This is a genomic window from Luteibacter sp. 621 (assembly GCF_050435445.1).
GTDB lineage: Bacteria > Pseudomonadota > Gammaproteobacteria > Xanthomonadales > Rhodanobacteraceae > Luteibacter.
On the sequence record NZ_JBNDKI010000012.1, the window covers coordinates 1 to 24913 of the forward strand.

General features: G+C 66.4%; 18 protein-coding genes and 1 riboswitch. Of the genes, 6 read left to right on the top strand and 12 right to left on the bottom strand.

The features are described 5' to 3' along the window. Positions 1–220: 220 nt before the first annotated feature. Genes eda through zwf form a run of 4 tightly spaced genes read right to left on the bottom strand, consistent with a single transcriptional unit; the run spans position 221 to position 4931 of the window. Positions 221–871, bottom strand: a complete 651-nt coding sequence (gene eda, locus ABIE56_RS13705) for a bifunctional 4-hydroxy-2-oxoglutarate aldolase/2-dehydro-3-deoxy-phosphogluconate aldolase (RefSeq protein WP_429244343.1) — start codon at positions 869–871, stop codon at positions 221–223. Between the two features lie 14 nt (positions 872–885). After that, positions 886–2697 (bottom strand): phosphogluconate dehydratase, encoded by a 1812-nt coding sequence (edd, locus tag ABIE56_RS13710; protein ID WP_429244344.1) that lies wholly within the window; start codon positions 2695–2697, stop codon positions 886–888. Positions 2698–2739: 42 nt separating this feature from the next. After that, positions 2740–3438, bottom strand: coding sequence for a 6-phosphogluconolactonase (gene pgl / locus ABIE56_RS13715; protein ID WP_429244345.1), 699 nt, complete (start codon positions 3436–3438; stop codon positions 2740–2742). Further along, the gene (gene zwf, locus ABIE56_RS13720; RefSeq protein ID WP_429244346.1) at positions 3435–4931 is read right to left on the bottom strand and encodes a glucose-6-phosphate dehydrogenase; all 1497 of its coding nucleotides are present in this window, start codon (positions 4929–4931) and stop codon (positions 3435–3437) included. The genes pgl and zwf overlap by 4 nt, the downstream gene beginning before the upstream one ends. 213 nt (positions 4932–5144) lie before the next feature. Between zwf and ABIE56_RS13725 the strand changes: the two genes are divergently transcribed. From ABIE56_RS13725 to nagA, 3 genes are read left to right on the top strand one after another with little or no spacing between them, the layout of a single operon-like run. Beyond that, on the top strand, positions 5145–5897 hold the full coding sequence (locus ABIE56_RS13725) for a GntR family transcriptional regulator (RefSeq protein ID WP_429244347.1): 753 nt from the start codon (positions 5145–5147) through the stop codon (positions 5895–5897). 16 nt (positions 5898–5913) lie between these two features. After that, complete coding sequence (locus ABIE56_RS13730) at positions 5914–6948, top strand: SIS domain-containing protein (protein WP_429244348.1); 1035 nt, start codon at positions 5914–5916, stop codon at positions 6946–6948. Positions 6949–6976: 28 nt separating this feature from the next. Continuing rightward, entirely contained in the window at positions 6977–8125 is a 1149-nt protein-coding gene (gene nagA, locus ABIE56_RS13735) for an N-acetylglucosamine-6-phosphate deacetylase (protein ID WP_429244349.1), read from the top strand. Positions 8126–8230: 105 nt separating this feature from the next. Here nagA and ABIE56_RS13740 read toward each other — a convergent pair whose 3' ends face one another. Next, complete coding sequence (locus ABIE56_RS13740; protein ID WP_429244350.1) at positions 8231–8362, bottom strand: hypothetical protein; 132 nt, start codon at positions 8360–8362, stop codon at positions 8231–8233. A 531-nt stretch (positions 8363–8893) separates the two neighbouring features. Then, positions 8894–9129, top strand: a riboswitch (cobalamin riboswitch). Positions 9130–9284: 155 nt separating this feature from the next. On the opposite strand from ABIE56_RS13740, the gene ABIE56_RS13745 reads away from it, so the two are divergent. Beyond that, positions 9285–11177, top strand: a complete 1893-nt coding sequence (locus ABIE56_RS13745) for a TonB-dependent receptor domain-containing protein (protein WP_429244351.1) — start codon at positions 9285–9287, stop codon at positions 11175–11177. Between the two features lie 269 nt (positions 11178–11446). Further along, entirely contained in the window at positions 11447–14614 is a 3168-nt protein-coding gene (locus ABIE56_RS13750; protein ID WP_429244352.1) for an efflux RND transporter permease subunit, read from the top strand. A gap of 81 nt (positions 14615–14695) precedes the next feature. On the opposite strand, the gene ABIE56_RS13755 is transcribed toward ABIE56_RS13750, so the two are convergent. The 3 genes from ABIE56_RS13755 to ABIE56_RS13765 all read right to left on the bottom strand — a co-directional run bounded on the left by ABIE56_RS13755 (position 14696) and on the right by ABIE56_RS13765 (position 19151). Then, positions 14696–15259, bottom strand: a complete 564-nt coding sequence (locus ABIE56_RS13755; RefSeq protein ID WP_429244353.1) for a DUF2239 family protein — start codon at positions 15257–15259, stop codon at positions 14696–14698. Between the two features lie 82 nt (positions 15260–15341). Continuing rightward, positions 15342–16118, bottom strand: a complete 777-nt coding sequence (locus ABIE56_RS13760; protein WP_429244354.1) for a dioxygenase family protein — start codon at positions 16116–16118, stop codon at positions 15342–15344. Between the two features lie 87 nt (positions 16119–16205). Further along, complete coding sequence (locus ABIE56_RS13765; protein WP_429244355.1) at positions 16206–19151, bottom strand: bifunctional diguanylate cyclase/phosphodiesterase; 2946 nt, start codon at positions 19149–19151, stop codon at positions 16206–16208. Between the two features lie 265 nt (positions 19152–19416). On the opposite strand from ABIE56_RS13765, the gene ABIE56_RS13770 reads away from it, so the two are divergent. Then, entirely contained in the window at positions 19417–19950 is a 534-nt protein-coding gene (locus ABIE56_RS13770; RefSeq protein WP_429244356.1) for an acyloxyacyl hydrolase, read from the top strand. Positions 19951–20116: 166 nt separating this feature from the next. Here the strand turns inward: ABIE56_RS13770 and ABIE56_RS13775 are convergent, their stop codons facing one another. The 4 genes from ABIE56_RS13775 to ABIE56_RS13790 all read right to left on the bottom strand — a co-directional run bounded on the left by ABIE56_RS13775 (position 20117) and on the right by ABIE56_RS13790 (position 24907). Beyond that, a complete protein-coding gene (locus ABIE56_RS13775; protein ID WP_429244357.1) occupies positions 20117–21643 on the bottom strand; it encodes a DHA2 family efflux MFS transporter permease subunit in 1527 nt (508 codons plus the stop codon). Positions 21644–21724: 81 nt separating this feature from the next. Beyond that, positions 21725–22939, bottom strand: coding sequence for an HlyD family efflux transporter periplasmic adaptor subunit (locus ABIE56_RS13780; RefSeq protein WP_429244358.1), 1215 nt, complete (start codon positions 22937–22939; stop codon positions 21725–21727). Between the two features lie 30 nt (positions 22940–22969). Continuing rightward, complete coding sequence (locus ABIE56_RS13785; protein WP_429244359.1) at positions 22970–24424, bottom strand: efflux transporter outer membrane subunit; 1455 nt, start codon at positions 24422–24424, stop codon at positions 22970–22972. 24 nt (positions 24425–24448) lie between these two features. Next, complete coding sequence (locus tag ABIE56_RS13790) at positions 24449–24907, bottom strand: MarR family winged helix-turn-helix transcriptional regulator (RefSeq protein WP_247430999.1); 459 nt, start codon at positions 24905–24907, stop codon at positions 24449–24451. Positions 24908–24913 lie beyond the last annotated feature (6 nt).

The following is a 24913-nucleotide window of genomic DNA, read 5'->3' on the forward strand; positions in this document are numbered from 1 at the left end:
CACACATCACCCCCCCCACCCCCCACTCAAAACAAAACACCCCCGCCCGCGCTGTGTGTTTTTTTTTTGGCCGCGGGGGGGGGGGGGGGGGCCGGCCCCCCGGCGCGCGGGGGCGGGGGCCCCCCCCCCCCCCCCCCCCCCCCCCCCCCCCCGCTCCTACAAGAGCATGCGAGCCATGTCGCCAGCGCCCATCGGCACGATGGCGCCCCGCAGGCCGTTGTTACGCCTTGCGCTTGAGCTGTGCCGCTTCGCGGGCCAGCGCTTCGATGCCGGCGTAGTCGCCCGCGGCGAGCTTGTCGGCGGGGGTGAGCCATGAGCCGCCCACGCAGGCGACGTTCGGCAGCGCCAGGAAATCCGGGGCGTTGGCGAGGCTGATACCGCCGGTCGGGCAGAAGGTGATCTGCGGCAGCGGCGAGGCCCACGCACCGATCAGCTTGGCGCCGCCGGCCGGCACGGCCGGGAAGAACTTCTGGAAGCGATAGCCACGCTCAAGCAGTTCCATGGCTTCGCTGGAGGTGGCGGCGCCGGGGAGCAGCGGCAGTTCGTGGTCATCCGCCGCATCGAGCAGGCGCGGGCTGCTGCCCGGCGATACGGCGAATTTCGCCCCCGCCTTGAAGGCGGCCTCAAGATCTTTAGCGGTCAGCACGGTGCCCACGCCGATGAAGGCGCCTTCGACTTCGGCGGCGATCGCACGCACGGCGTCGAGCGCGGCCGGCGTGCGCAGGGTCACCTCGATCGCCGGGATGCCGCCCGCGACCAGCGCACGCGCCATGCCTACGGCCTTCGAGGCATCCTCGATAATCACCACGGGGACGACCGGTGCGAGGGCCAGCGTGGCGGCGACCTTGGCCTGCTTTACTTCGTTGCTCATCGTTACTCCACTGATCAGAACACGCCCGCGCCGAGGTCGGCCGCGACGGCCGACTGACGGAACATGGCGAAAAGTTCGCGGCCCATGCCGGTGTGGTGCACACCCAGGTCCACGTTATCGGGAACACGGCTGTTCCAGTCGTCGGCATCCACCAGCACTTCAACCGTGCCGGCAACCGCATCCAGGCGCACCATGTCACCCGTGCGAATGCGTGCGATCGGGCCACCGGCTTCGGCTTCCGGCGTGACGTGGATGGCCGCGGGCACGCGGCCCGAAGCGCCGGACATGCGTCCGTCGGTCACCAGCGCCACGCGGTAACCGCGATCCTGCAGCAGGCTCAGGGTTGGCGTGAGCTTATGCAGCTCGGGCATGCCGCGCGCACGCGGGCCCTGGAAGCGTACGACGGCAATGAAATCGCGGTTCAGTTCACCACGATCGAAGGCGTGCTTTACGTCATCCTGTTCGTCGAACACGATGGCCGGTGCCTCGATGATCATGCGGTCTTCCGGCACCGACGACACCTTGATGACGCCGCGACCGAGGTTGCCCTTGAGCATGCGCAGGCCGCCATCGGCACGGAACGGTTCGCTGATGGCGCGCAGCACGCCGCGGTTGCCGCTCTCCTTCGAAACGGGATGCCAGGCGAGCTTGCCATCCTCGAGCGCCGGGTAGCGCCGGTAGGCCTCCAGCCCGTGGCCCATGATGGTATTCACATCGTTGTGCAGCAGCCCCGCGCTAAGCAGCTGATCCATCAGGAAGCCCATGCCGCCCGCGTCGTGGAAGTGGTTCACGTCCGCGTAGCCATTCGGATACACGCGTGCCAGCAGGGGCACGACCGACGACAGTGCGTCGAAATCGTCCCAGCGCAGATCGATGCCCGCGGCACGCGCGATCGCGACGAGGTGCAGCAGGTGGTTGGTGGAACCACCGGTGGCATGCAGGCCGACCACGCCGTTGACGATCGCCCGCTCATCGATGATGCGGCCGATAGGCATGTAGTGCTCGCCCATGCAATCGCTGGCGAGCACGCGCTCCACGGTCGCCTCGGTCAGGGCGTGGCGCAGTGGCGTGTCGGGCAGTTCGAAGCTCGAACCCGGCAGGTGCACACCCATGATTTCCATGAGCATCTGGTTGGAGTTGGCGGTACCGTAGAACGTGCAGGTGCCCGCGCCATGGTACGAGCGTGCCTCCGCTTCCAGCAGTTCCGCCCGCGTGGCCTTGCCGGCGGCGAAGGCCTGGCGCACCTTCGATTTCTCTTCGTTGGGGATACCCGACGGCATCGGGCCCGAGGGCACGAATGCGCTGGCGAGGTGGCCGAAGGAGAGGGCGCCGATCATCATGCCCGGCACGATCTTGTCGCAGATGCCCAGATAGAGCGCGCCTTCGTACATATCGTGCGAGAGCGACACGGCGGTGGCCATGGCGATCAGATCACGTGAGAACAGCGACAGCTCCATGCCCGGACGGCCCTGGGTCACGCCATCGCACATGGCAGGGACGCCGCCAGCGACCTGCGCGGTGGCGCCATAGCGGCGCGCGATGGTGCGGATGCGCTCCGGATAGCCCTCGTACGGCTGGTGCGCGGAAAGCATGTCGTTGTACGCGGTGACGATCGCGATATTGGCCGCATGGCCGTTGCGCAGCGCATCTTTATCCGGCTCGCACGAGGCGGCGAAGCCATGGGCAAGGTTGCCGCAGGACAGGTGATGGCGCTTGGCGCCGTTGCCGCGCGCGGCATCGATCTTGGCGAGGTAGGCCGTGCGCGTGGCGTGGCTGCGCTCGACAATGCGCTGGGTCACCTCGGCGAGGACGGGGTGCAGGGTCATGGCGGTGTTCTCAGGCTTTGACCGGTTAAATCACGGCGCCGTTCAGGGCGCCCAGAAGACGTGGAGGGGCACGCGATCCTGCGTGAGCACGGCGCGGATGGGCACGTCTTCGCCGGCTTCCGCCCTGGCGAGCAGTTCCTTCTTGTCGTTGCCTTCGATATGCAGGTACAGCGTGCCGGCGTCGAGCACGCGCGGCAGCGTGAGCGTGATGCGCGGCTCGCCGGCGCCGCCGGCGCGCATGGAGATCACGGCCTTCTTGCCGTTCGGATCCAGTGCTTCGGCAAGGTTATCGCCACCGGGGAAGAACGACGCGGTATGCCCATCGGGGCCCATGCCGAGAATGACGACATCGAGCTTGCCGAGCGCATCGATGCGCTTGCCGACGTCGCCAAGCGCGGCATCGACGTCATCCTTGTGCGCCTTGTCGAACAGCGGGACGAAGGTCGCGGTGTGCGCTTCGTGGTGCAGCAGGTGCTCGGCGACCAGGCGCGCGTTCGAACGATCGCTATCGGTATCGACCCAACGCTCGTCGACCAGCGTGATGGTCACCTTCGACCAGTCGATTTCCTGCTCGCACAGCACGGCGAACATCTGCTTGGGCGTGCCGCCGCCGGAAACGGCGAGGGTGGCCTTGCCGCGCGCCTTGATGGCGGCGTCCAGCTTCGACGCGATATCGCGCGCCAGCTTGTCGGCGAGCGTGAGCTTGTCGGCGTATTCGTTGCGGATGATCTTTGCGTTCATGCGGCGTCCTCGGCCCAGGTGCGGCCATCGCGTTCGATAAGCGCCACGGCGGCGCTGGGACCCCAGGTACCTGCGGTGTACGGCTTCGGCGTATCGCCGCTTGCCTCCCAGGCGTCGAGGATGGGACCGGCCCAGTTCCACGCCGCTTCCACTTCATCGCGGCGCATGAACAGGGTCGGGTTGCCACGCACGACATCGAGGATGAGCCGCTCGTAGGCATCGGGCTGCTGCACACCGAACGCCGCCGCGAAACTCATGTCGAGCGGCACGTGGCGCAGGCGCAGGCCGCCCGGACCCGGATGCTTGATCGTCAGCCACAGCTTCACGCCCTCGTCCGGCTGCAGGCGCAGCGTCAGGCGGTTGGGCAGGAGCGGGCCGCTCGCGGGATCGAAGATGGAATGCGGCAACGCACGGAACGTGACCACGATCTCCGAGACGCGATTGGGAAGGCGTTTGCCGGTGCGCAGGTAAAACGGCACGCCGGCCCAGCGCCAGTTACCGATCTCCGCCTTGAGGGCGACGAAGGTTTCGGTTTTTGACTGGTCGCTGCCGAGTTCTTCGAAGTAACCCGGAACGCCCTGACCTTCCGCTGCACCGGCACGGTACTGGCCGCGCACGGTGAGCTGGGCTGCGTTCGCGCCGTTGATGGGGCGGAGCGAGCGCAGCACCTTGAGCTTTTCATCGCGCACCGCATCGGGTGCCAGCGACGAAGGCGGCTCCATGGCAAGCATGCACAGGAGCTGCAGGATGTGGTTCTGGACCATGTCGCGCAGGGCGCCCGCACGGTCGTAGTAACCGGCGCGGTGGCCCACGCCCACGGTCTCGGCCACGGTGATCTGCACGTGGTCGATGTGCTGGGCATTCCACAGCGGCTCGAACAGGGCGTTGCCAAAGCGCAGCGCCAGCAGGTTCTGCACCGTTTCCTTACCCAGGTAATGGTCGATGCGGTAGGTCTGCGATTCGGTGAATACCTTGGCTACCGCATCGTTGATGGCGTTGGCGCTTTGCAGATCGCGGCCGATCGGCTTTTCCAGCACCACGCGCGACCCTTCGCCGTTCAGGCCAAGGCTGCCCAGGCGCTGGCAGATATCGGTGAAGATTTCCGGCGAGGTCGAGAGGTAGAACACACGGATGTGTTCCTTGTGCTCGGCCATCAGCGCGGCGAACTCATCCCAGCCATCGGCCTTGCGCGCATCGAGCGAGCGGTAGCCGATCATCTGGATGAAGGCATCCAGCTGGGCCGGCGCGACGTGGGAGACACTCTTCTCTACAGCCGCGCGCACCTGCTCGCGGTAACCGGCATCGTCCAGGCCTTCGCGCGCCACGCCGATGATCCGGCTGCGCGGCTGGATCTGGCCATCGATGAACCGGTGGTACATCGCGGGGAGGAGCTTGCGCACGGCGAGGTCGCCCGTGCCGCCGAAGATAACCAGGTCAAAGGGTTCGACCGGGAGGGAGGGAGCGCTCACGACAGTGCCTCTTGAGGGTTGCATCAGGGGTTCCGCTCGATCGTACCAGTGTCATACCACGGCGTACCAGCCCCGTACCACTCGGTGGATGCTTCCTCTCTACGTAACTTAGTGATCACACAACGGAAACGTTTTCACGGGGTTTTAGATCGTGCAAACAACCGTTCGGTCAAACGGCCGGTCTTCTCGGGACCAGACCGCCTTGCCCCAGTGGTCAGGTATTGGTATCTTCGCCGAATGGAACCCGCCCTCGTCGCCGAATACCAGCGCCTGCAGTCCGACCCGGCCGCCCGCCTGCCGCTGGCGTACATGCGTTTGCGCCGGGCCATCCGCAATGTGATCGAGAACGGCGAGGTGCAGGTGGGCCACGCCCTGCCTAGCGAACGCGACCTGGCCAGGGCCCTCACCCTGTCCCGGGTCACGGTGCGCAAGGCGATCGGCGGCCTGGTCGAGGATGGCCTGCTGACCCAGCGCCATGGCGCCGGCACGTTCGTTTCCGAGCGGATCGTGAAGCCGCTCTCGCGCATGACCAGCTTCACCGAGGACCTGCGTGCCCGCGGCCTGAACCCGCGCTCGGAGTTCTTCGAAAAGGCGATCGGCGAAGTGAACCCCGAGGAGGCCATGGCGATGAACCTGTCGCCAGGCACCCAGGTGGTACGCCTGCACCGCTTGCGCTACGCGGGCGATGAACCCCTGGCCATCGAGCGCAGCGCGGTGCCGCTGGCCCTGTTGCCCGACCCGGGCCTGGTCGAGGATTCCCTGTACGAAGCGCTGGATAAGCTGGGCAACCGGCCCACCCGCGCCCTGCAACGCCTGCGCGCCGTGGTGCTGGGCCCCGCCCAGCTCCGCCTGCTGCGCCTGCCCACCGGTAGCGCCGGCCTGAACATTGAGCGGCGCAGCTTCCTCGACGACGGACGCATCGTCGAGTTCACCAACTCCTGGTACCGCGGCGATATCTACGATTTCGTGGCGGAACTGCAAAGCGACTGACAAGCCGAAAGCCACCATGACCATCCAGCCGCAAGACACCCTGATGTTCCGCGAAGCGCACGAGACCGCCGAGGTCGTGGAGCGCCAGCTCGCCCATAACGAGCCGGTGATTGCCGCGCTGGCCGAGCGCCTGCGCGCCCACCCGCCGCGCATGGTCATCACCTGCGCCCGCGGCAGCTCCGACCACGCGGCCATGTACGGCAAGTACGTATTCGAGACGCAGCTGGGCGTGGTCACCGCCTCGGCATCGCCCTCGGTCACCTCCATCTACCACGCCGACCAGCACCTGGATGGCGCGCTGTATGTCGCGGTATCGCAATCGGGCAAGAGCCCGGATCTGGTCCGCAATGCCGAAGCGGCCAAGCGCGCCGGTGCCTACGTGGTCGCCCTGGTCAACGTGGTTGATTCGCCGCTGGCGGCCGTCGCCGATGTGGTCGTGCCGCTGCATGCCGGCCCCGAGAAGAGCGTGGCCGCGACCAAGAGCTATCTCGGCGCGCTGTTCGCCATCCTGCACATCGCCGCCCGCTGGAGCGGCAAGCCCGAGATCGCCGATGCGCTCACCGCGCTGCCGGCGCAGCTGCGCCAGGGGTGGGACGCCGACTGGTCCGCCCTGACTGATGGCCTGGTCGATGGACACAACCTGTTCGTCGTCGGCCGCGGCTTCGGCTTTGCCGGGGCCCTCGAAGCGGCGCTGAAGTTCAAGGAAACCTGTGGCCTGCACGCCGAGGCGTTCAGCGCGGCGGAAGTGAAGCACGGCCCGATGGCGCTGGTGGGCCCCGATTTCCCGGTGCTGTTCTTCGCGCAGAACGACGACACCCTGCCGGGCGTGCTCGATGTCGCCGCCGAATTCCGCAAGCGTGGCGCCAAGGTGTGGGTTGCCGCACCGGGCGCGACGGGCGATGGCGTGCTGCCGCTGGTCGCGACCGCGCCGATCGCGGCGCCGCTGGTCACCGTGCAGAGCTTTTACCGCGCCACCGCGGCCCTCGCGCTCAAGCGCGGCTTCAATCCCGATGTCCCGCCGCACCTCAACAAGGTGACGGAAACCGTCTGATACCTGATCTGAATCGAAGGACTTCGCCATGACCCTCGCCCTCGTCAACGGCCGCGTGCTGACCGACAACGGCTTCCAGACCGGCTTCGCGGTGCTGGTCGATGATGACAAGATCACCGGGCTCGCCCTGCCATCGGATCCGCGCGTGCGCGCGGCCGAACGGCACGACCTGGGCGGGCGGACGTTGCTGCCGGGCTTCATCGATTGCCAGGTAAACGGTGGTGGCGGCGTGCTGTTCAACGACGCGCCGACCGTCGATACGATCCGCGCGATCGGCGAGGCGCACGCGAAGTACGGCACGACAGGCTTCCTGCCCACGCTGATCAGCGACGATGCCGAAGTGATGTCGCGCGCCATCGATGCCGTGAACGAAGCGGTGGAGCAGGGCGTACCCGGCGTGCTCGGCGTGCACCTGGAAGGCCCGTTCATCGCGCCGGAACGCAAGGGCGTGCACGATCCGGCCAAATTCCGTATCGCCGGCGCGGATGACATCGCCATGGTGGCGCGCCGCCACGGTGGCGTGACCTTGCTCACCCTGGCGCCAGAGCGCGCCAGCGATGACGTGCTGAAGCAGCTGGTCGATAACGGCGTGATCGTCTGCGCGGGCCATACCGCCGCCGACTACGAGACGACGCGCAACGCGCTGGCCATGGGCGTGCGCGGCTTCACTCATCTCTTCAATGCGATGACGCCGTTCACCAGCCGCGAGCCGGGCGTGGTCGGCGCCGCGCTGGAAGATCACGCGAGCTGGTGTGGCCTGATCGTGGATGGCCACCACGTGCATCCGGCATCGCTGCGCGTCGCGATCGCGGCGAAGACGCGCGAGAAGATGATGCTGGTGACCGATGCGATGCCGCCGGTGGGTTCGGATAACCCGAATTTCGTGCTGAAGGGCGAGACGATCACGGCGAAGGATGGTGTCTGCCAGACGGCCGATGGCACGCTGGCCGGCTCGGCGCTGGATATGGCCTCGGCGGTGCGCAATACGATCAATATGGTGGGCGTGCCTTACGATGAGGCGGCGCGCATGGCATCGACGTACCCGGCGGCGTTCCTGGGCCTGGGTGCGACGCACGGCCACATCGCCGCGGGCTTCCGCGCGGATTTCGTGGTGCTGGACGATACCCACCACGTGGTCGAAACCTGGATCGGCGGCCAGCGCGTCTACACCGCCTGATCAGGCTCGCCTTCGGCTTTGCGCTCTTCCTGTAGGAGCGCGCTTGCGCGCGATGCCTCACGAAGCAGCGATGCGGAAACGCCATCGTGTGCTTCCGCACGTCGCTCACTGCGCGCTGGCAATCACCGTCGCCGGCACGCTACCCGCGCCACTCGTCACGATCGCACCCATGGTCAGCACGCACGTCAGCACGGCGGCGACGAAGAAGGTCTTCAGCAGGAAGGTTTCGGTTTTCATGGTCGGTCTCCTTGGTTTAGGTCGATGGGGCGTCGAGGCCCCTTGTCTTGGAGAGTGCATGCGCCGTGCCAACGTGCGCGGTGCTTAACGAAGGGCGCTGCGAGGCCGTGTCCCGTGGTCTGCGCGTTGATCATCGGCGCGTCCGCGGACGGTGGCCTGTCCGCAAACCAGTGTCCGGACGCATGGTTCAATGGGGGGTGTCCGGCATCGCCGCTTCGTGAGGTGATCGCGCGCGAGCGCGCTCCTACAGGGGTGACCGCACCGATATGGTGGCTTGTGGCGCATGAAACGGGGCGTTTGGACTCGGCGGTGGGCAGGCCCCTGGGGCCGACATGAGCGGAGGGCCGCCGGGCGATTCGCTTATCGCGATGAGGCTGCCTACGGCCCGGTCCGAAGGTCCGCGACTGGCGGCCCCAGGGGCCTGCCCACCACCGACCCCGACGACCCCCAGCCTAAGGCGGCGCAAGCCGCTCAACGCATGCATTCGCCGAGGCGAATGAACTGATTCCCTCCGATCCCGCCCAATCACCGCTAGAATGCCCCCGTTCGGGTGTCCACCCGCCTCCATGGCGGTAAGGATGAAACGGGAAGCCGGTGCGCCGCTGAAGCGGCAAGGCCGGCACTGCCCCCGCAACGGTAAGCCCCAGGGGAACACCCCCGTTCTGTCCGGCCTTGGCCACTGCTCCGAACGGGGTGGGAAGGCGCCGGAAGAATCCGCGAGCGCGGCAAGGGCGAGTCCGGAGACCGGCCCGAAACACCCCCTGCGCCAGCCATGGCCGCGGGGGTGAACCTGTTTCGGACGATTCGCGGCGGGCGGATCCGGACAGCCTCCGGGCCCCGCTGCCCGTGCGCCGTTCGCTCCTCCCCCGTGGCCGTCCCGGTTTAAAGACTTGCCGCCCTGCGGCACGAGGACGCTCCACACATGAAGAAGACCCTGCTCGCGACAGCCCTGCTGTCGTCCATCGCCATCGCGCATGCCGCCGACGCCCCGGAAACGCTGCCCTCGGTCGTCGTCACCGCCAACCGCGCGCCCACCCCGCTGGACGAGGTGCTCGCCCCGGTCACCGTGATCACCCGCGACGATATCGAGCGCCTGCAGCCCACCAGCGTGCAGGACCTGCTCACCGGCCTGCCCGGCGTGGTCATGGCCAACACCGGCGGCCTCGGCCAGCAGACCTCGATGTTCATGCGCGGCACCAACTCGGCCCATACGCTGGTGCTGATCGATGGCGTGCGCGTCGGCACCGTGGGTGCCGGCCTGCCGGCCTACGAGCAGCTCCCCGTGGAGCAGATCGACCACATCGAAGTCGTGCGTGGCCCGCGCTCCACCCTGTACGGCTCGGACGCCATCGGTGGCGTCATCCAGATCTTCACCCGCCACGGCCAGGCCGGCGAAGCGCCGACCCCGTCGGTCTCGGTGACCGGTGGCAGCCATGGCTACACCGCCGGCCAGGTCGGCGTTTCCGGTGGCACCACGCACGGCTGGTACAACGCCAGCCTGGGCGGCCAGTACACCGCGGGCATCAACGCCTGCCGCATCGGCGCCGCCGACGCTGGCAAGGGTTGTTTCACCGATGAGCCGGATCACGATGCCTACCGCACCTACAACGGCGCGCTCTCGGGCGGCTACCGCTGGGATGACGGCACCGAGCTCACCGGCAGCTGGCTGCGCAGCAAGGGCACCATCGAATATGACGGTGATTTCCAGAACCTGACCCGCCGTTCGCAGCAGGTCGCTGGCGGCAAGCTCAGCTTCGACGCCATGGCCGACTGGCGCATGTCGGTAAGCCTGGGCCAGAACCAGGACCGCGCGGACAACTACCTCAACGGTTCGGAAAAGACCTGGTACGACGCAGACTTCAATCCGCACGTGGGCGCCGATAAGCTGCGCATGGGTTACCTGTACTCCAAGCGCAACCAGGCCGCCTGGCAGAACGATTTCACCCTGGCGCCGGGCCAGACCCTGAGCGCGGGCGTGGATTACCAGCAGGAGAAGCTGGATAGCGATACGGATTATCTCAAGACCACCCGCAACAACACCGGCGTGTTCGCCCTGTACCAGGGCGTGTTCGGGCCGCACGAGATCCAGCTCTCCGCGCGCCACGACCACAACAACCAGTTCGGCAACCACAACACCGGCTCGGCGGCGTACGGCTTCCGCTTCGATAACGGCATGCGCATCACCGCGTCGTACGGCACGGCGTTCCATGCGCCGACCTTCAACGACGAGTACTACCCCTACGGTGCGCCCGTCTCGCTGAAGCCGGAGAAGTCGCGCACGGCCGAGATCGGCCTGAGCGGCGGCCCGGGCATCTGGAACTGGGCGGTGAACGCCTACCAGACCAAGGTGGATGACCTGATCGGCTACGACGCCAACTTCCTGCCGATCAACGTGAGCCAGGCGCGCATCCGCGGGCTGGAAGGCCAGCTGGGCGCCGATGTGGATGGCTGGCACGTGCGTACCTACCTGACGCTGCAGCAGCCGCTGAACCGCGATAGCGGCCCGCAGGAAGACAACCTGCTGGCCCGCCGCCCGCGCCGCACCGGCCGCGTGGACCTGGACAAGGACCTGGGCGCATTCACGCTGGGCGGCTCGGTGTACGCCGCGGGTTACAGCTACGACGATGCGGCCAACACCACCCGCCTTGGCGGCTACACCACCGCTGACCTGCGCGCCACCTGGCACGTGGACAACGCCTGGAGCGTGCAGGGTCGCGTGGCCAATGTGGCGGACAAGCGCTATGAGACGGCGGCGTACTACAACCAGCTGGGCCGCACCTACTACGTGACGGTGCGCTTCGCGCCCGTCCCGTAAGCGGTAACGCACACCGGGCCATCCGCGAATGGCCCCACCCCCTGTAGGAGCGGGGGGGGGGGGGGGGGGGGGGGGGGGGGGCGCCCCCCCCCCCCCCCCCCCCCCCCCCCCCGCTCCTACAGCAAGGCGGTCATCCATCGGGGGATAGCTGCTTAAACAGCCTTCCCCTGCCTTTCGGCAGGGGGCTGACGGACGGCACAGGCGACGGATGGCACCGTAACGGCATAAAGTGCGCGGCGCGGGACTTTCCCGCTGTCACAGGATGTGTCGTGAATTTCTTTGCTCCTTTCATTCGCCGGCCCCGGGGAACGTCGCTGCTCGCGGCGGGCCTCACGCTGGCCGGCATACTGGCCTACATGCTGCTGGGCGTGGCCGCGCTGCCCTCGATCGAGGTGCCGGCGGTATTCATCCAGGCGCAGATGCCGGGCGCCAATGCGCAGACGATGGCGAACACCATCATCGCGCCGCTGGAACGCCACCTGGGCCAGATCCCGGGCGTCGACCAGATGTACTCAAACAGTACCGAAGGCGCAGGCTTCGTCCGTATCCGCTTCACCATGGACCGCTCCACCGATGCCGCCGCGCGCGACGTGCAGGCCGCTATCAACGCGTCCATCGCCGATCTTCCCGCGGGCATGCCCAGCCCGCCGCAGTACTTCAAGTTCGATACGGGGCAAATCCCCGTGCTGCTGGTCTCGTTCACCTCGAAGACGATGCCGGCGGACAAGCTGTTCGATGTGGTCGATACGCTGATCCGGCCCACGGTTTCGCAGATCGATGGCGTGGCACGCGTGCAGGTGTTCGGCGGCACGCCCCATGCGGTGCGCGTGGAACTGGATACGAATGCCCTTTCGACGAAGGGGCTGACCACGAACGACGTGTCGAACGCGCTGCAGGCGGCCAACGTCAATTCACCGCAGGGGCTGCTCTCGGACGGCCGCTCGCAAATGACCGTGATCGCCAACGATGGCCTGCGCGACGCGGATGAATTCGCACGCATCCTGGTCGCCATGCGCAACGACACGCCGGTGCGCCTGTCGGATATAGCCAAGGTCACCAGCGGCCAGCAGGACATCTACCAGAAGGCGTGGTTCCAGGGCGAACGCTCGGTCACCATGCAGATCAGCAAGCGCCCCGAAGCCAACTCGATCGAGACGGCCAACGCCATCCGCGCGGCACTGCCACGTTTCCGCGCCATGCTGCCGGCCGATGCGGTCGTCACCCCCATCTTCGACCTGACCCAGACCACCCAATCAGCGCTGCACGAGGTGAAGGTCGCGCTGATGATCTCGATCGTGATGGTGTGCCTGGTGATGCTGGTGTTCCTGCGCCGGCTGGGCCCCACGCTCATCGCGACGCTGAGCGTGCCGCTATCGCTGGCGGGCGCCTTCGTAGTGATGTGGACGCTGGGCTACACCCTGAACACCATGTCGCTGATGGCGCTGGTGCTGTGTATCGGCTTCGTCGTGGACGATGCGATCGTGGTGATCGAGAACATCGTGCGCCACATGGAGAACGGCTCGGCGCCGATGCCGGCCTCACTGGAAGGTGTGCGCGAGATCGGCTTCACGGTCATCTCCATCACCATCTCGCTGGTGGCCGTATTCGCGCCACTGCTGTTCGGCAACAACATGATCACCAAGCTCCTGCGCGAGTTCTCGGTGACCCTGGCGGCGGCGGTGCTCATTTCCGCCGTGGTATCGCTGACACTTACGCCTGCGCTTTGCGCGCGCTACCTGAAGCACGACGAACCCGACCGCGTGCCGGGTCGCCTGGAAAGGGCCCTTGAGCGGTTCGACAAGGGCTTCCTGCGCCTGTACGAGCGCGGCCTGGACTGGGCCATGCGCCACCGCCGGATCATGCGCTGGCAGCCGATCACGCTGCTGGTCGCCACGTTCGTGCTGGCCTGGGGCGTGGTCGCCACGGCGGGCGGCAACTTCATGCCCGACGAAGACACCGGCATGCTGCAGGCGGAGATCACCGCCGATGCCAATATCTCGCCCGATGAAATGACCCGGCGCCTGAAGCGCGTGGCCGAGATCATGCAGAAGGATTCCACGGTGGCCGATGTCACCGCGATCCTGGGCGGCGACAACGGCGGTGCCGTGGGCAACCAGGGCCTGATGTTCATCGACCTCAAGCCCAAGGGCAGCGGGCCGGATCATCGCCAGGAGTCGATCAAGGAGATCATGGACCGGATGGGCAAGGAGTACGAAAAGATCTCCGACGTCCAGGTGTTCTTTAACCCGGTGCAGTTCCTCGGTGGCGGTGGCGGCAACAGCAACCGTGGCCAGTACTCGTTCCAGCTGATCAGCACCGGCGGCGAAAGCCTTGAGCCGTGGACCCTGAAGCTGGTGCAGATCATGCGCGGCATGAAGGAGTTCAAGGACGTCGGCAGCGATTTCGACGTGGTCGGCAAGCAGCAGATGCTGCAGGTGGACCGCGATGCGGCCAGCCGCCTGCAGATCGGCATGGGCATGATCGATACGGCGCTGTACAACGCGTTCGGCCAGCGCCAGGTGTCGGTCATCTACTCCGACATCAACCAGTATTGGGTGGTGCTGACCGCGGCGGCTGCACAATCGCTTTCGCCCGAGTCGCTGTTGAACACCTATGTGAAGAACAGCGTGGGCAACATGGTGCCGCTTTCGGCGGTGGCGCATATCGCGCCCATCAGCACGCCCAGTGCGGTCACCCACCAGAACCAGCTCGAATCGGCCGATGTCACCTATAACCTCGCGCCGAAGATCACTGCCGACAAGGGCAACACACTGGTAGAGCAGGCGGTGGCGAAGCTCAACCTGCCCGAAGGCGTGCGCATGGATTTCACCGGTGCAAACCAGCGCCTGAAGGATGCGCAGTCCAACGGCATGGTGCTGCTGATTGGTGCGATCCTGGCGGTGTACATCGTGCTAGGCATTCTTTACGAGAGCCTTGGCCACCCGCTCACGATTCTTTCGACGCTCCCCGCGGCGGGCGCGGGTGCGTTCCTGGCGATGCTGGTGACGCAGACGCAGCTCACGTTGATGGCGATCATCTCGGTGTTGCTGTTGATCGGCATCGTGAAGAAGAACGCGATTTTGATGGTGGATTTCGCCTTAACAGCGCAGCGTGAGCAAGGCATGTCGCCGGTCGAAGCCATCCGCCAGGCCGCGCTGGTGCGTTTCCGCCCGATCACTATGACCACGCTGGTGGCGATGGGCGCGGCACTGCCGCTGGCCATCGGTTTCGGCGTGGGTTCGGAGATGCGCCGGCCGCTGGGTATCGCCATCGTTGGCGGCCTGCTGGTGTCGCAGCTGCTCACGCTGCTGAGCACGCCGGCGATTTACCTGTGGAACCACGACCGCAAGGAACGCAAGGTACGCCGCAAGCACCGCAAGATGCTCAAGCAGCGTTACAAGGTGTGGAAGAAGCTGCGTAAGGCCCGCAAGGGATGACGTATCCCCATCGCGCGCAAGCGCGCTCCTACAAGGGCACCGACGCCCTGTAGGAGCGCGCTTGCGCGCGATGGGTGTACGTCACGGCGACAGAACAGCCGCCGCCAACCCCCGCACGTAATCACGCACATCGGTAGGCCAACCCTCGGTCAACGCCGTGAACCGTTCGGCATCGCGGCGGTGGAACGCACGCGAGGCTTCTTCGTAGCCGCCCAGGTTGCCAGCCAGTGCCAGCATCACCCGGTCGACGGCTTCGCTCGCGACGCGCGTGCGGTCGGCATCGGCGTTCTCGCGGCTGGCGTTCTCGACCAGCCGGCGCAGCGCCACGGAGGCACCGCCCGGCTGCGTCGCCAGCCATTCCCAGTGACGCGGCAGTAGCGTCACTTCGCGAGCGACCACTCCCAGCTTCGGGCGGCCCGGCCCGCGACGCGCGGGTGCGCCTTCGCCGGCCGGCAGGCGTGCCAGCACATCGTGCGTGGTACCGCGATAATCAATATCTACCGGGCGGCCGGTACTGTCGTCGTAGATGATGGGGCTGGCGTTGGGCTCGCCATCGAGCAGGGCCTTGCAGCGCTCGGCCACCACGGCCAGCGCACCCGTAGCAACACGGGCGGCGCCATCGAATGCGGTGTAGTTCGTATGCATGGGGGTCTTCCTTAAACCGGGACCCGCCAGATATTACCCGGTAAAAATTACACGTCAATAGCGCCCGGGTAAAAACACTTACTCAGTGGATGCCCCAGGCGTAGCAATCCATCGACAGCACGCCATAGGTTACCCCTCCATCGATCACCCGTGGCGTGTCGTTGCCCGCCGCCCCCGCCGCGACCAGCAAGGGTAGGTAGTGTTCGTCGGTGGGGTGGGCACGCAGGGCCGAGGGCGCGTGGCTGCGGTAATCGCGCAGGGCCTCCGTATCGCCGGCGAGCACCGCGCTGCGCGCCCAGGCGGCAAATGCCCTGGCGTAGTCTTCCGGCTCCCGGGTTACCCGTGCTTCGCGAAGGTTATGCGTGAGGCTGCCCGAGCCCAGGATGGCGACGCCACGATCACGCAAGGGCGCTAATGCCCGGCCAAGGCGCAGCGCCGACGCGACATCCAGGTTATGCGGCATGGACACCTGCAGCACGGGGATATCTGCCGCCGGGCGCAGGTAGCGCAATGGCACCCACGCGCCATGATCGAGGCCACGCTCACCATCCACCAGTGCAGTGAACTCATGCTCGATGAGCAGGCCCGCCGTTTCCGCGGCCAGTGAAGGCAGGCCCGGCGCGGGATAGCCCAGCGTGTAGAGCTCGGGCGCAAAGCCACCGAAATCGTGGATCGTCGCCGGCCGCGGCGCACCGCTAACGCGCACCCCACAGGTCTGCCAGTGCGGCGATACCACGACGATCGCCGTTGCGTTCGCCAGCCGCTCCCCCAGGGTGGTGAGCTGGCTACCCAGCAAGCCGGGCTCCAGCGCGAACGTAGGGGCGCCATGGGAGACGAAGAGGGCGGGAGCGCGTTGCATGGCCGGTTGCCTGGATGCGTTGGGGGGATGATCCCAATGTAGGCATCGTGGCCGCGCGGATAAATCACCGCCGGGCGAACGGATTGTTCAGCGGATGAGGGCTGGCTCGCGGCTCAGCGCATCCAGCGGCACCGGCCGTGAGAACAGGAACCCCTGCATGGCGACGCAGCCTTCCCGTTCCAGCCATTCCCGCTGCGATTGGGTCTCAACGCCTTCGGCCACCACCTGCAGGTTGAGGCTGCGGGCCAGGAAGATGATCGAGCGGCAGATCGAGGCGTCGGCCGTGTCTTCCAGCAACGTGGTAGTGAAGTGCCGGTCCACCTTCATCTTGTCGAGCGGCAGGCGTGAAAGGTAGGTGAGGTTGGAATAGCCCGTACCGAAATCATCCAGCGCGATGCTCACGCCCATCGCACGCAGCTCATGCAGCGTGCGGATCGCACGCTCGGGCTCGTTCATGAACGCGCTTTCGGTCAGTTCCAGCTCCAGCGCGGAGGCGCTCGCGCCCGTTTCGCGCAGGGCCTGGCGCACCTCGGCGACCAGGTCGGAATGGGCCAGCTGCTGCGCGGAAATGTTGACCGCGATGCGGCAGCCCTCGCCCAGCGCCTCCACGACGCGGCGCTGCTGGCGGCAGGCCTCGCGCAACACCCATTGGCCGATCGAGACGATGGCGCCGGTCTCTTCGAGCAACGGAATCAGCTGGTCCGGCCACGCCAGGTCACCGGGCGCCATCGGCCAGCGCAACAAGGCTTCCACGCCGATCGCCTTACCGGTAAGGCTGTCGTGCTGGGTCTGCCAGGCCAGGGCAAGCTCCTGGTCGAGGTGCGCCGGGGCAAGGCGTGTGATGACGGTGAGCCTGGCCATGGCCGTGGCGTGCATGTTTGCCGAGTAACGCTTCCAGGTGTGCCGGCCCGAACGCTTCGCGTCGTACATGGCGGTATCCGCATTGCGGATCAGGGTTTCGGCATCGGCACCATCGCGCGTGGCGAAGGCCACGCCAATACTGCACTTCAGGCGCTGCACGGTGCCTGCCACTTCCAGCGGCTCCTCGATCGCCCGCTGGATGCGTGGCAAGACATCGAGGGCCTTTGCGGGCGGGCCGCTAAACGGCAGCATCGCAACGAACTCGTCACCGCCGAACCGGCCCACGTGGCCAAGGCCATCCAGTGCATCGCCGAGCTTGAGCGTCACATCGCGCAGAACCTGGTCGCCCAACGCGTGGCCCAGCGCATCGTTGATGAACTTGAAATGGTCCAGATCGATGAACAGCACCATCAGGCCGGTGTTATCGCGAATGCACTCATGCACCAGTACATCGAGCTGCTCGCGCAACGCGCGGCGGTTAGGCAAACCGGTCAGTTCGTCGTGCGTGGCCTGGTGGTTCAGGCGCTCTTCGTAGCGGCGCTGCTCGGTCACATCGCGCACGATCACCAGCGTGCCGCGGCCACGCGAATCCTTGTAGTCAGATAGCGCGAGTTCGGCTTCGAACGGCATGCCGCGCATGGGTTCAAGCCAGGCGATGACGCCGGCGTTGTCGGTGCTGCCGGCGCGAATCGCCGCCAGCGCATCACTGTCCATGAAGGTGGACGCGCTGCGCCCGGTCAGGCCCTCGCCCGGTGCGCCCAGGCGCTCTTCGGCCAGCGGGTTGGCGAAATCAATCAGGTCATCGCGTACCACAAGCAACGGCAGGGGCATGCGCGCCAGCAGCTTGCGGTAGGCAGCTTCGCTCGCCGCCAGGTCACGATCGGATTCACGCAGGCGCTGGCGGGTTTCATGCAGCGCGGTGATCTCGCTGATGGTACCGGCGAGGATCGTAGCCCCTTCCTCGTTGGTGATGCGCGCGGCGCGCAGGTTCACGCGTACTTCGTTGCCATCCGGGCGGCACAGGCGGTGCTCGATCTCGTAGGGGCCGTCGCCATCGGTGAAGCGATCAAGCCAGGCCACGATCGCGACCTGGTCCTCGGGATGCACCAGCTTGTAGTAGGTGCCAAGCCGGCCGCCCATGCGTTCCAGCGGCAGGCCGGTAATCTCGTGCACGTGGCCCGACCACAAGATGCTGCGCGAGCGCAGGTCGGCCTCCCACAGGCCGATATGACCACTGCGCTGCACATCGCCCAGATGACGCGCGCTACGCGTGAGTGCTTCAAGCAGCGTGCCCTGGTGGCTGTAGGCGCGGCCAAGCCATGAGGCCAGGCCATTGAGGATGAGCAACAGCACCAGCGTCGCCAGCACGGTGGACTGGGCCTGGCGGAACCATTCCTCACGGATGGCGGTGCGATCGACACCGACGCGGACGACGAGCGGGTACGTGGCCGAGGTGGCCCATGCGTACATGTAGCTGTCTTCGTCGTAAGTACCGCTGGCACCAGGCACGACATCCCGGCGGGTCCAGTGCTGTGCGACGTTATCGCGGTTACTCGCAAAAAGTTGCCCATCGGTGGAGAACACGCTGAGCACGGCCGAGCCGCTGAGCATGGAGTGGCGCAGCATGTCGCTGGCGCGTTCGCTGTCGATGCGCGCACCGAAGGCCGCCGGTTGCGCCACGCGCGAATCGACCAGCACCCGTACCGTCGGGCCAAGATCGGGTTGCGCGGCGGTGATGCTCACACGCACGCTCGCCCCCAGGGCCGTGTGGCGGGGCGCCTTCAGCACGGGGTGCCAGTCGCCCGGTCGTGGCGGGCGCGTGGAGGCGACGACATTGCCCGCGGCATCGAGGGCCACGAAGTTGGCCAGTTCCGGGTGCCGGGCATGTACCTCGGCAAGCGCGGTATTGAGCGGGCCCGGGTCGGCGCTGGTCACGCCGTTACGCAGCGCCAGCAGAGGCCCAAGGCTGGAATCGATGTCCTGGTCCAGCGACCGGATGACGCCGGACGCCGCGCCAGCGATCTGCCGGTGGCTGGAGCCCACCATGCGCTCGTACGCATCCAGCTGCAGGCGGGCCACGATCGCGACCACACCGACCGAAAGGGCAGCTGCGGCCAGCCAGAGCGCCAGCCGGATACGGCGCGCTCGCAGCTTGGTCGCTCCTTTGTCCACCGCCCCTGTCAACGTCCCTTCCGCCTTATAAGTTATCCGCCGGGTCCACCGTGGCGGAGCCTATGGGCCTTATCGGCAACGGAGGCGGCGGCTTGAGATGGCGAAGAAAGGCGGCTGCAACACGTCAGTGCAATCCTGCGCTTTATCGGCAGAAATATTCTTTCCCTACCCCCTTTATTCACGCGCGCTCAACACTATTTACCGAACGATTCAGTTCACAATTAGCTCCGCACACAAACGTCCCACCATAAGGACCAGTTCCCCCATGCGCTCGTCCCGCGTCGCACTTGGCATTGTTGCCGCCCTTTCGCTTTCCGCCGCCGCGCTCCCCGCCACCGCCGAGACCCATATCGAGGTACAGGGCGGGCGGAGCTACATGGATAGTCATGGCACGAACGCCTTTTTCATCGAATCGGTGTTCGATGCGCGCCAGATCGGCGCCAGCCGGTTCACCTGGTCGCCGGATGTGTCGATCGGCTATATCAAGGGCCGTGATATTGGCCGCTACGAAGATTCTCACCCGGGCGTGACCAACAACGTCTGGGTCGGCGCCGCCGGCGCCCGCCTTCACTACGGCGTGGATGGCGACTGGTACCACCCGTTCTTCTTCAGCTTCCAGCTGGCCGGCACGGCCGGCGGCCGCACCCAGGCGCTGTCCTCGGGCTACGAGTTCGTGAGCACGCTGGGCTGGCAGTGGAAGAACATCAGCTTCCAGGTCCGCCACATCTCCAACGGCAGCTTCAAGGAGCCGAACCGTGGCGAGACGATGGGCCTGGTAGGTATCGGGTTCGATATCTGACCTGGGCGCACATCGCAAGAAAAGAAGGGCCCGGCAATGCCGGGCCCTTCTTTTCTGGTGCGTTTTCGCGTCGTGCATCGCGTGCAAGCACGCTCCTACAAGAGCACGCACGCCTGTAGGAGCGCGCTTGCGCGCGAAATGCCAACGAAGCGATGGCACCGGAACATCAATGCCCCGAAGCCGCCGGGCCCGCCTTCGCCGCAAATGGCGGCTTGGCCAGCCACACCACCAGGATCAGTGCCAGGAACACGAAGCCAAGCATGTAGAACACCTCGTTGAACGAGATCTGGTAAGCCTGGTTGGTGATCATCGCGTTGACCGAGGACGCGGCGTATTGCGAATCGCCATGGCCGATCTGGGTCAGTGCCTGCGTGGTGGTGGGGTTGAACGGCGTGAAGTTCTCGGCCAGCCGCTCGTGATGCACGATGGCTCGGTGATCCCACAGGAACGTGGTGAGCGAGGCCGCGAAGCTGCCGCCCAGCGTACGCAGGAACGTCGCCAGGCCCGAGCCCGCCGCGATCTCCCGCGGCTGCAGGTCGGAAAGCAGGATCGATAGCACCGGCATGAAGAACAACGCCACGCCCAGGCCCTGGATCAGCTGGACCATGGCCACGCTGTAGAAGTTGATATCCAGGTAGAAATCCGAACGCATGAAGCAGGTCGCGCCCATCACCAGGAACGCGCCGGAAGCCAGGATGCGCAAATCGAACTTGTGCGCATAACGGCCCACGAACGGCGTGAGGATCACCGGGATGATGCCCAACGGCGCCGCGGCCAGGCCCGCCCACGTGGAGGTATAGCCCACGTTGCGTTGCAACCACTGCGGCACCAGAAGGCCGATCGCGAAGAAGGCCGCGTACGCCAGCACCAGGCACAACGTGCCCATGGCGAAGTTACGGTGGCGGAACAGCTTCAGGTTCACGATCGGGTCCTTGTCCGTGAGTTCCCAGATCAGGAACACGGCCAGGCCGATCGCGGCGACGATCGCGGTGATGATGATGAAGGTGGAATTGAACCAGTCTTCGTCATTGCCTTTGTCGAGTACCACCTGCAGCGCACCCACGCCGACGATCAGCGTGATGAGGCCCACGTAATCGACCTTGGGCCGCTCGGTCGTCTCCGGGCGCCCCTTCATCTGGTTCGCCACGACAAAGCTGGCGAAGATACCGATCGGCACGTTGATGAAGAAGATCCACGGCCAGGTGTAGTTATCCGTGATCCAGCCACCCAGGATCGGGCCCGCGATGGGCGCGACCACGGTCACCATCGCCAGCAGTGCCAGCGCCATACCGCGTTTGGCCGGTGGGTAAATCGAGATCAGCAACGACTGCGTGATCGGGTACATCGGGCCTGCCACCGCACCCTGGATGGCGCGGAACAGGATGAGCATGCTCATGCTCTGCGCGATACCGCACAGGAACGAGGCTAGCGAGAACAGCAGCGTGGCCCATACGAACAGCTTGGTTTCGCCAAAGCGGCGGGTAAGGAAGCCGGTCAGCGGCAGCGCGATCGCGTTGCTTACCGCGAACGACGTGATCACCCACGTGCTCTGGTTGGAGCTGACGCCAAGGTTGCCCGCGATGGTCGGCAGCGACACGTTCGCGATGGTGGTGTCCAGCACCTGCATGAAGGTCGCGAGCGATAACCCGACCGTGGACAGCGCCAGATTGGGCGGTCGAAATTCGGTGCTCATGAATAAGCCTGGTGTTTGATGAGTCGCAAGGAGGGCGAAGCAGGCGCGCCGGTGAAACCCGCGCGCCTGCGAACCGTTCCCTTACTTCGGCGCCTTCTGCTGCTCGGCGCCATCGCCGGCCGACGCGTTCTCGTGGATGACGCGGGCGATATCCTGGTCGGCATCGGCCAGCTGCTTGTCATACACGGGCGTCGAGAATTCGGGCTTGGTCGGCGCCTGCTGGGCGAGCAGGGCGCCGCTCTGGTCGTGCAGCGAGACGGTAACCTTGGTCGACAGGCCCAGGCGCAGCGGCTTGTCTTCCAGCTGCTTCGGCTCGGTGAACACCACGCGGACCGGCACGCGCTGCACGATCTTGATCCAGTTACCGGTAGCGTTCTGCGCCGGCAGGATCGAGAACGCGCTGCCGCTACCCACGCCCAGGCTACGCACCTTGGCCTTGTACACGACATCGCTGCCGTACACATCGGCGGTCACATCCACCGGCTGGCCGATGCGCATGTGGGTGAGCTGGGTTTCCTTGAAGTTGGCATCGATCCACACTTCATGCAGCGGCACCACGGCCATCAGGGCGGCGCCCGGCTGGACACGCTGGCCCACCTGCACGCTGCGCTTGGCCACATAACCGTCCACCGGCGCGACGAGCGTGGAACGCACGAAGTCGAGGTAGGCCGAACGCAGCTTGGCAGCCGCGGCGCGCACATCCGGGTGGGAGGCGACGACGGTGTCATCCACCAGCACCTTGCTGCTGCTGTACGACTGCTTCGCCGACGACAGGCTGCTCTCGGCTGAGGTGAGCGTATCGAGTGCGTGCGACAGTTCTTCCGCGGAGATGGCACCGCTCTTGGCGAGGTCACGACGGCGGTTGTAGTCGGCGCGGGCGCGGTCGACGGCGGTCTGGCGCACGGCGACATCGGCCTGCGCCGAGGTCACGTTGTTGTACAGGCCGCGCACGCGGCGCACGGTGGTAGCGAGGTTGGCGCGGGCGCTTTCCAGGGCCACTTCGGCATCGCTCGGGTCGAGCTTCACCAGCACGTCGCCCTGGTGCACCAGGTCGCCATCATCGGCGCCGATCGAGGTAACGGTGCCTGCGATCTGCGGCGTGATCTGCACGACGTTGCCGTTGACGTACGCGTCATCGGTATCTTCATACCAGCGGCCATCCACGAAATACCACACCGTCCAGCCAATGGCGGCCAGGATGATGATAACGACGAGCAGTTTCAGGAAGAACCCACGACGGCTCTTCGGCGGTGGCGCAACGGTAGCGCCGGTCGGGGCTATAGTTTCTTGGGACATCGTTGGGTGCCTTGGAAAGTGTGTGTGTTCTTAATGGGTAGCGGCGTCGGCGACGGGCTGGTCGCCGGCCTCGGGGCGGAAGCCGCCACCAAGCGCCTGGATAAGCTGTACCGAGGTATCGACCTGCTCGGCGCGCAGGCCGACAAGGCGCTGTTCGGCCTCAAGCAACTGCTGGCGCACTACGAGCGAATCGAGGTAACTGCCGACGCCGGCCTTGTAGCGCTGCTGCGCCAGGTCGTAGGCCTGCTGCGCGGCATCGTGCGCGCGCTGCTGGGCTTGCATCTGCGCATTGAGCGAATCCAGGCCGGCCAGGTCATCGGCCACCTCGTTCACCGCGCCCACCAGGGTCTGGTTGTACTGGGCCACGGCCAGGTCGTACTGCGCATCCTTGCCGGCAAGGTTCGCGCGGCGGCGGCCACCATCGAAGATCGGCAGGCTGAAGGCGGGCAGTACCTGCCAGAAGCGCGCCTGCGCAGCGAACAGGTTTTCCGAGCCACCGGCCACCTGCGCGGCAAGGATGCCGAGCGAGACGTTGGGCAGGAATTCCTTCTTCGCCGAGCTGATGTCCTTCGATGCGGCTTCCACGCGCCAGCGCGCGGCGACCAGATCGGCGCGGTGGCCGAGGATATCGGCGGGCACATTGGCCGGCACCGCGACGGTGGACGGCTGCAGCGTGGTGGGGCGATCGATCTCCAGGCCGCGATCCGGGCCCTTGCCCAATAGCACGCTGAGCGAGGTGCGGGCTGAATCGATCGCGCGCTGGGCTACGGCCATTTCACGCTCGGCGGAAGCGACTTCACTATCGGACTGCTTGACCTGGATCTGGTTATCCACGCCGGCGGCGACGCGCTGTTTGGTCAGGTCGCGCGAGGCGCGGCTGCGGTCCAGTTCGGCCTTGGCCACATCCATCTGATCGAACGCGTAGCCGAGCTGCACGTAGGCGCGGGCCACGTTGGTCGAGATCTCGATGCGCGCCGCGCGGGCATCGACTTCAGCGGCGCGCTCCGAACCGACAGCGGCTTCGAACGCATCGCGCTTGCCGCCCCACAGGTCCAGGTCCCAGTTGAAGTTGCCGTAACCGTACTTCGTCCAGCTGAAGTGGTTGCCCATGTCCGAGCCAAAGATCGTGCCCGGCAGGTGCGCGCCCGCCGCGCCGCCACCCACGTTGAACGTGGGTGCGCGGTTGGCATCGGCCGAACCGGCCTGGGCCTGGGCCTGGCGCACGCGCGCATCGGCGGCTGCAAGGTTCGGGTTGTCCTTCAGGGCCTCATCGATCAGCGCGGACAGGCGGGCATCGCCCAGGCCCGTCCACCAGTCGGCCGCCGGCCAGGTGGCCGCGGCGGCATCGCCCTTGGCCAGGCTCTTGTCGGCGTGGAGGGTGGCCGGGTCAGTCAGGTGGCCCTGCGGTTCCAGTCCGCGGCTGGTGACACAGCCGGAAAGGACGAAGGCGGCACCGATGGCCGCCACGAGAGTGTGCAGACGCATGCGTTTTGCCTCAGGTTTTTTAGATCAGTTCTTGTCGCGCAGCACGCACAACACGCGCTGCAGGTAATCGAGTAGCTGGCTGCGCTCTTCGGCGGACAGATCCTTCTGTGCGCGCTCCAGCGTGGCGACGTTGCTTTCGTGCAGGTGGCGCCACAGCGCCAGGCCGGCCTCGGTGAGGTCGATGCGCAGCGCGCGGCGGTCCTGCTCGTGCGGCTGGCGGCGCAGGTAGCCCTTGGCTTCCAGCTGGTCCAGCTGGCGGGTCATGGCACCACCATCCAGGTCCACGGCGCGGGCCAGCTCGGTGGCCGTCATCGGGCCCATGTTGGCGAGGCGCTTGAGCACGTGGAACTGGGTGAACTTCAGATCGGCGCCCAGCGCCGCGAGGTCCGCCTCGATGGCCCGCACGATTTCGCCGCGGACCATGCCGATGAGGGCGCCGAGGCTATCGCGGCCGTCCGGGGAAATGCACAGGTTGGTATTCATGGACGC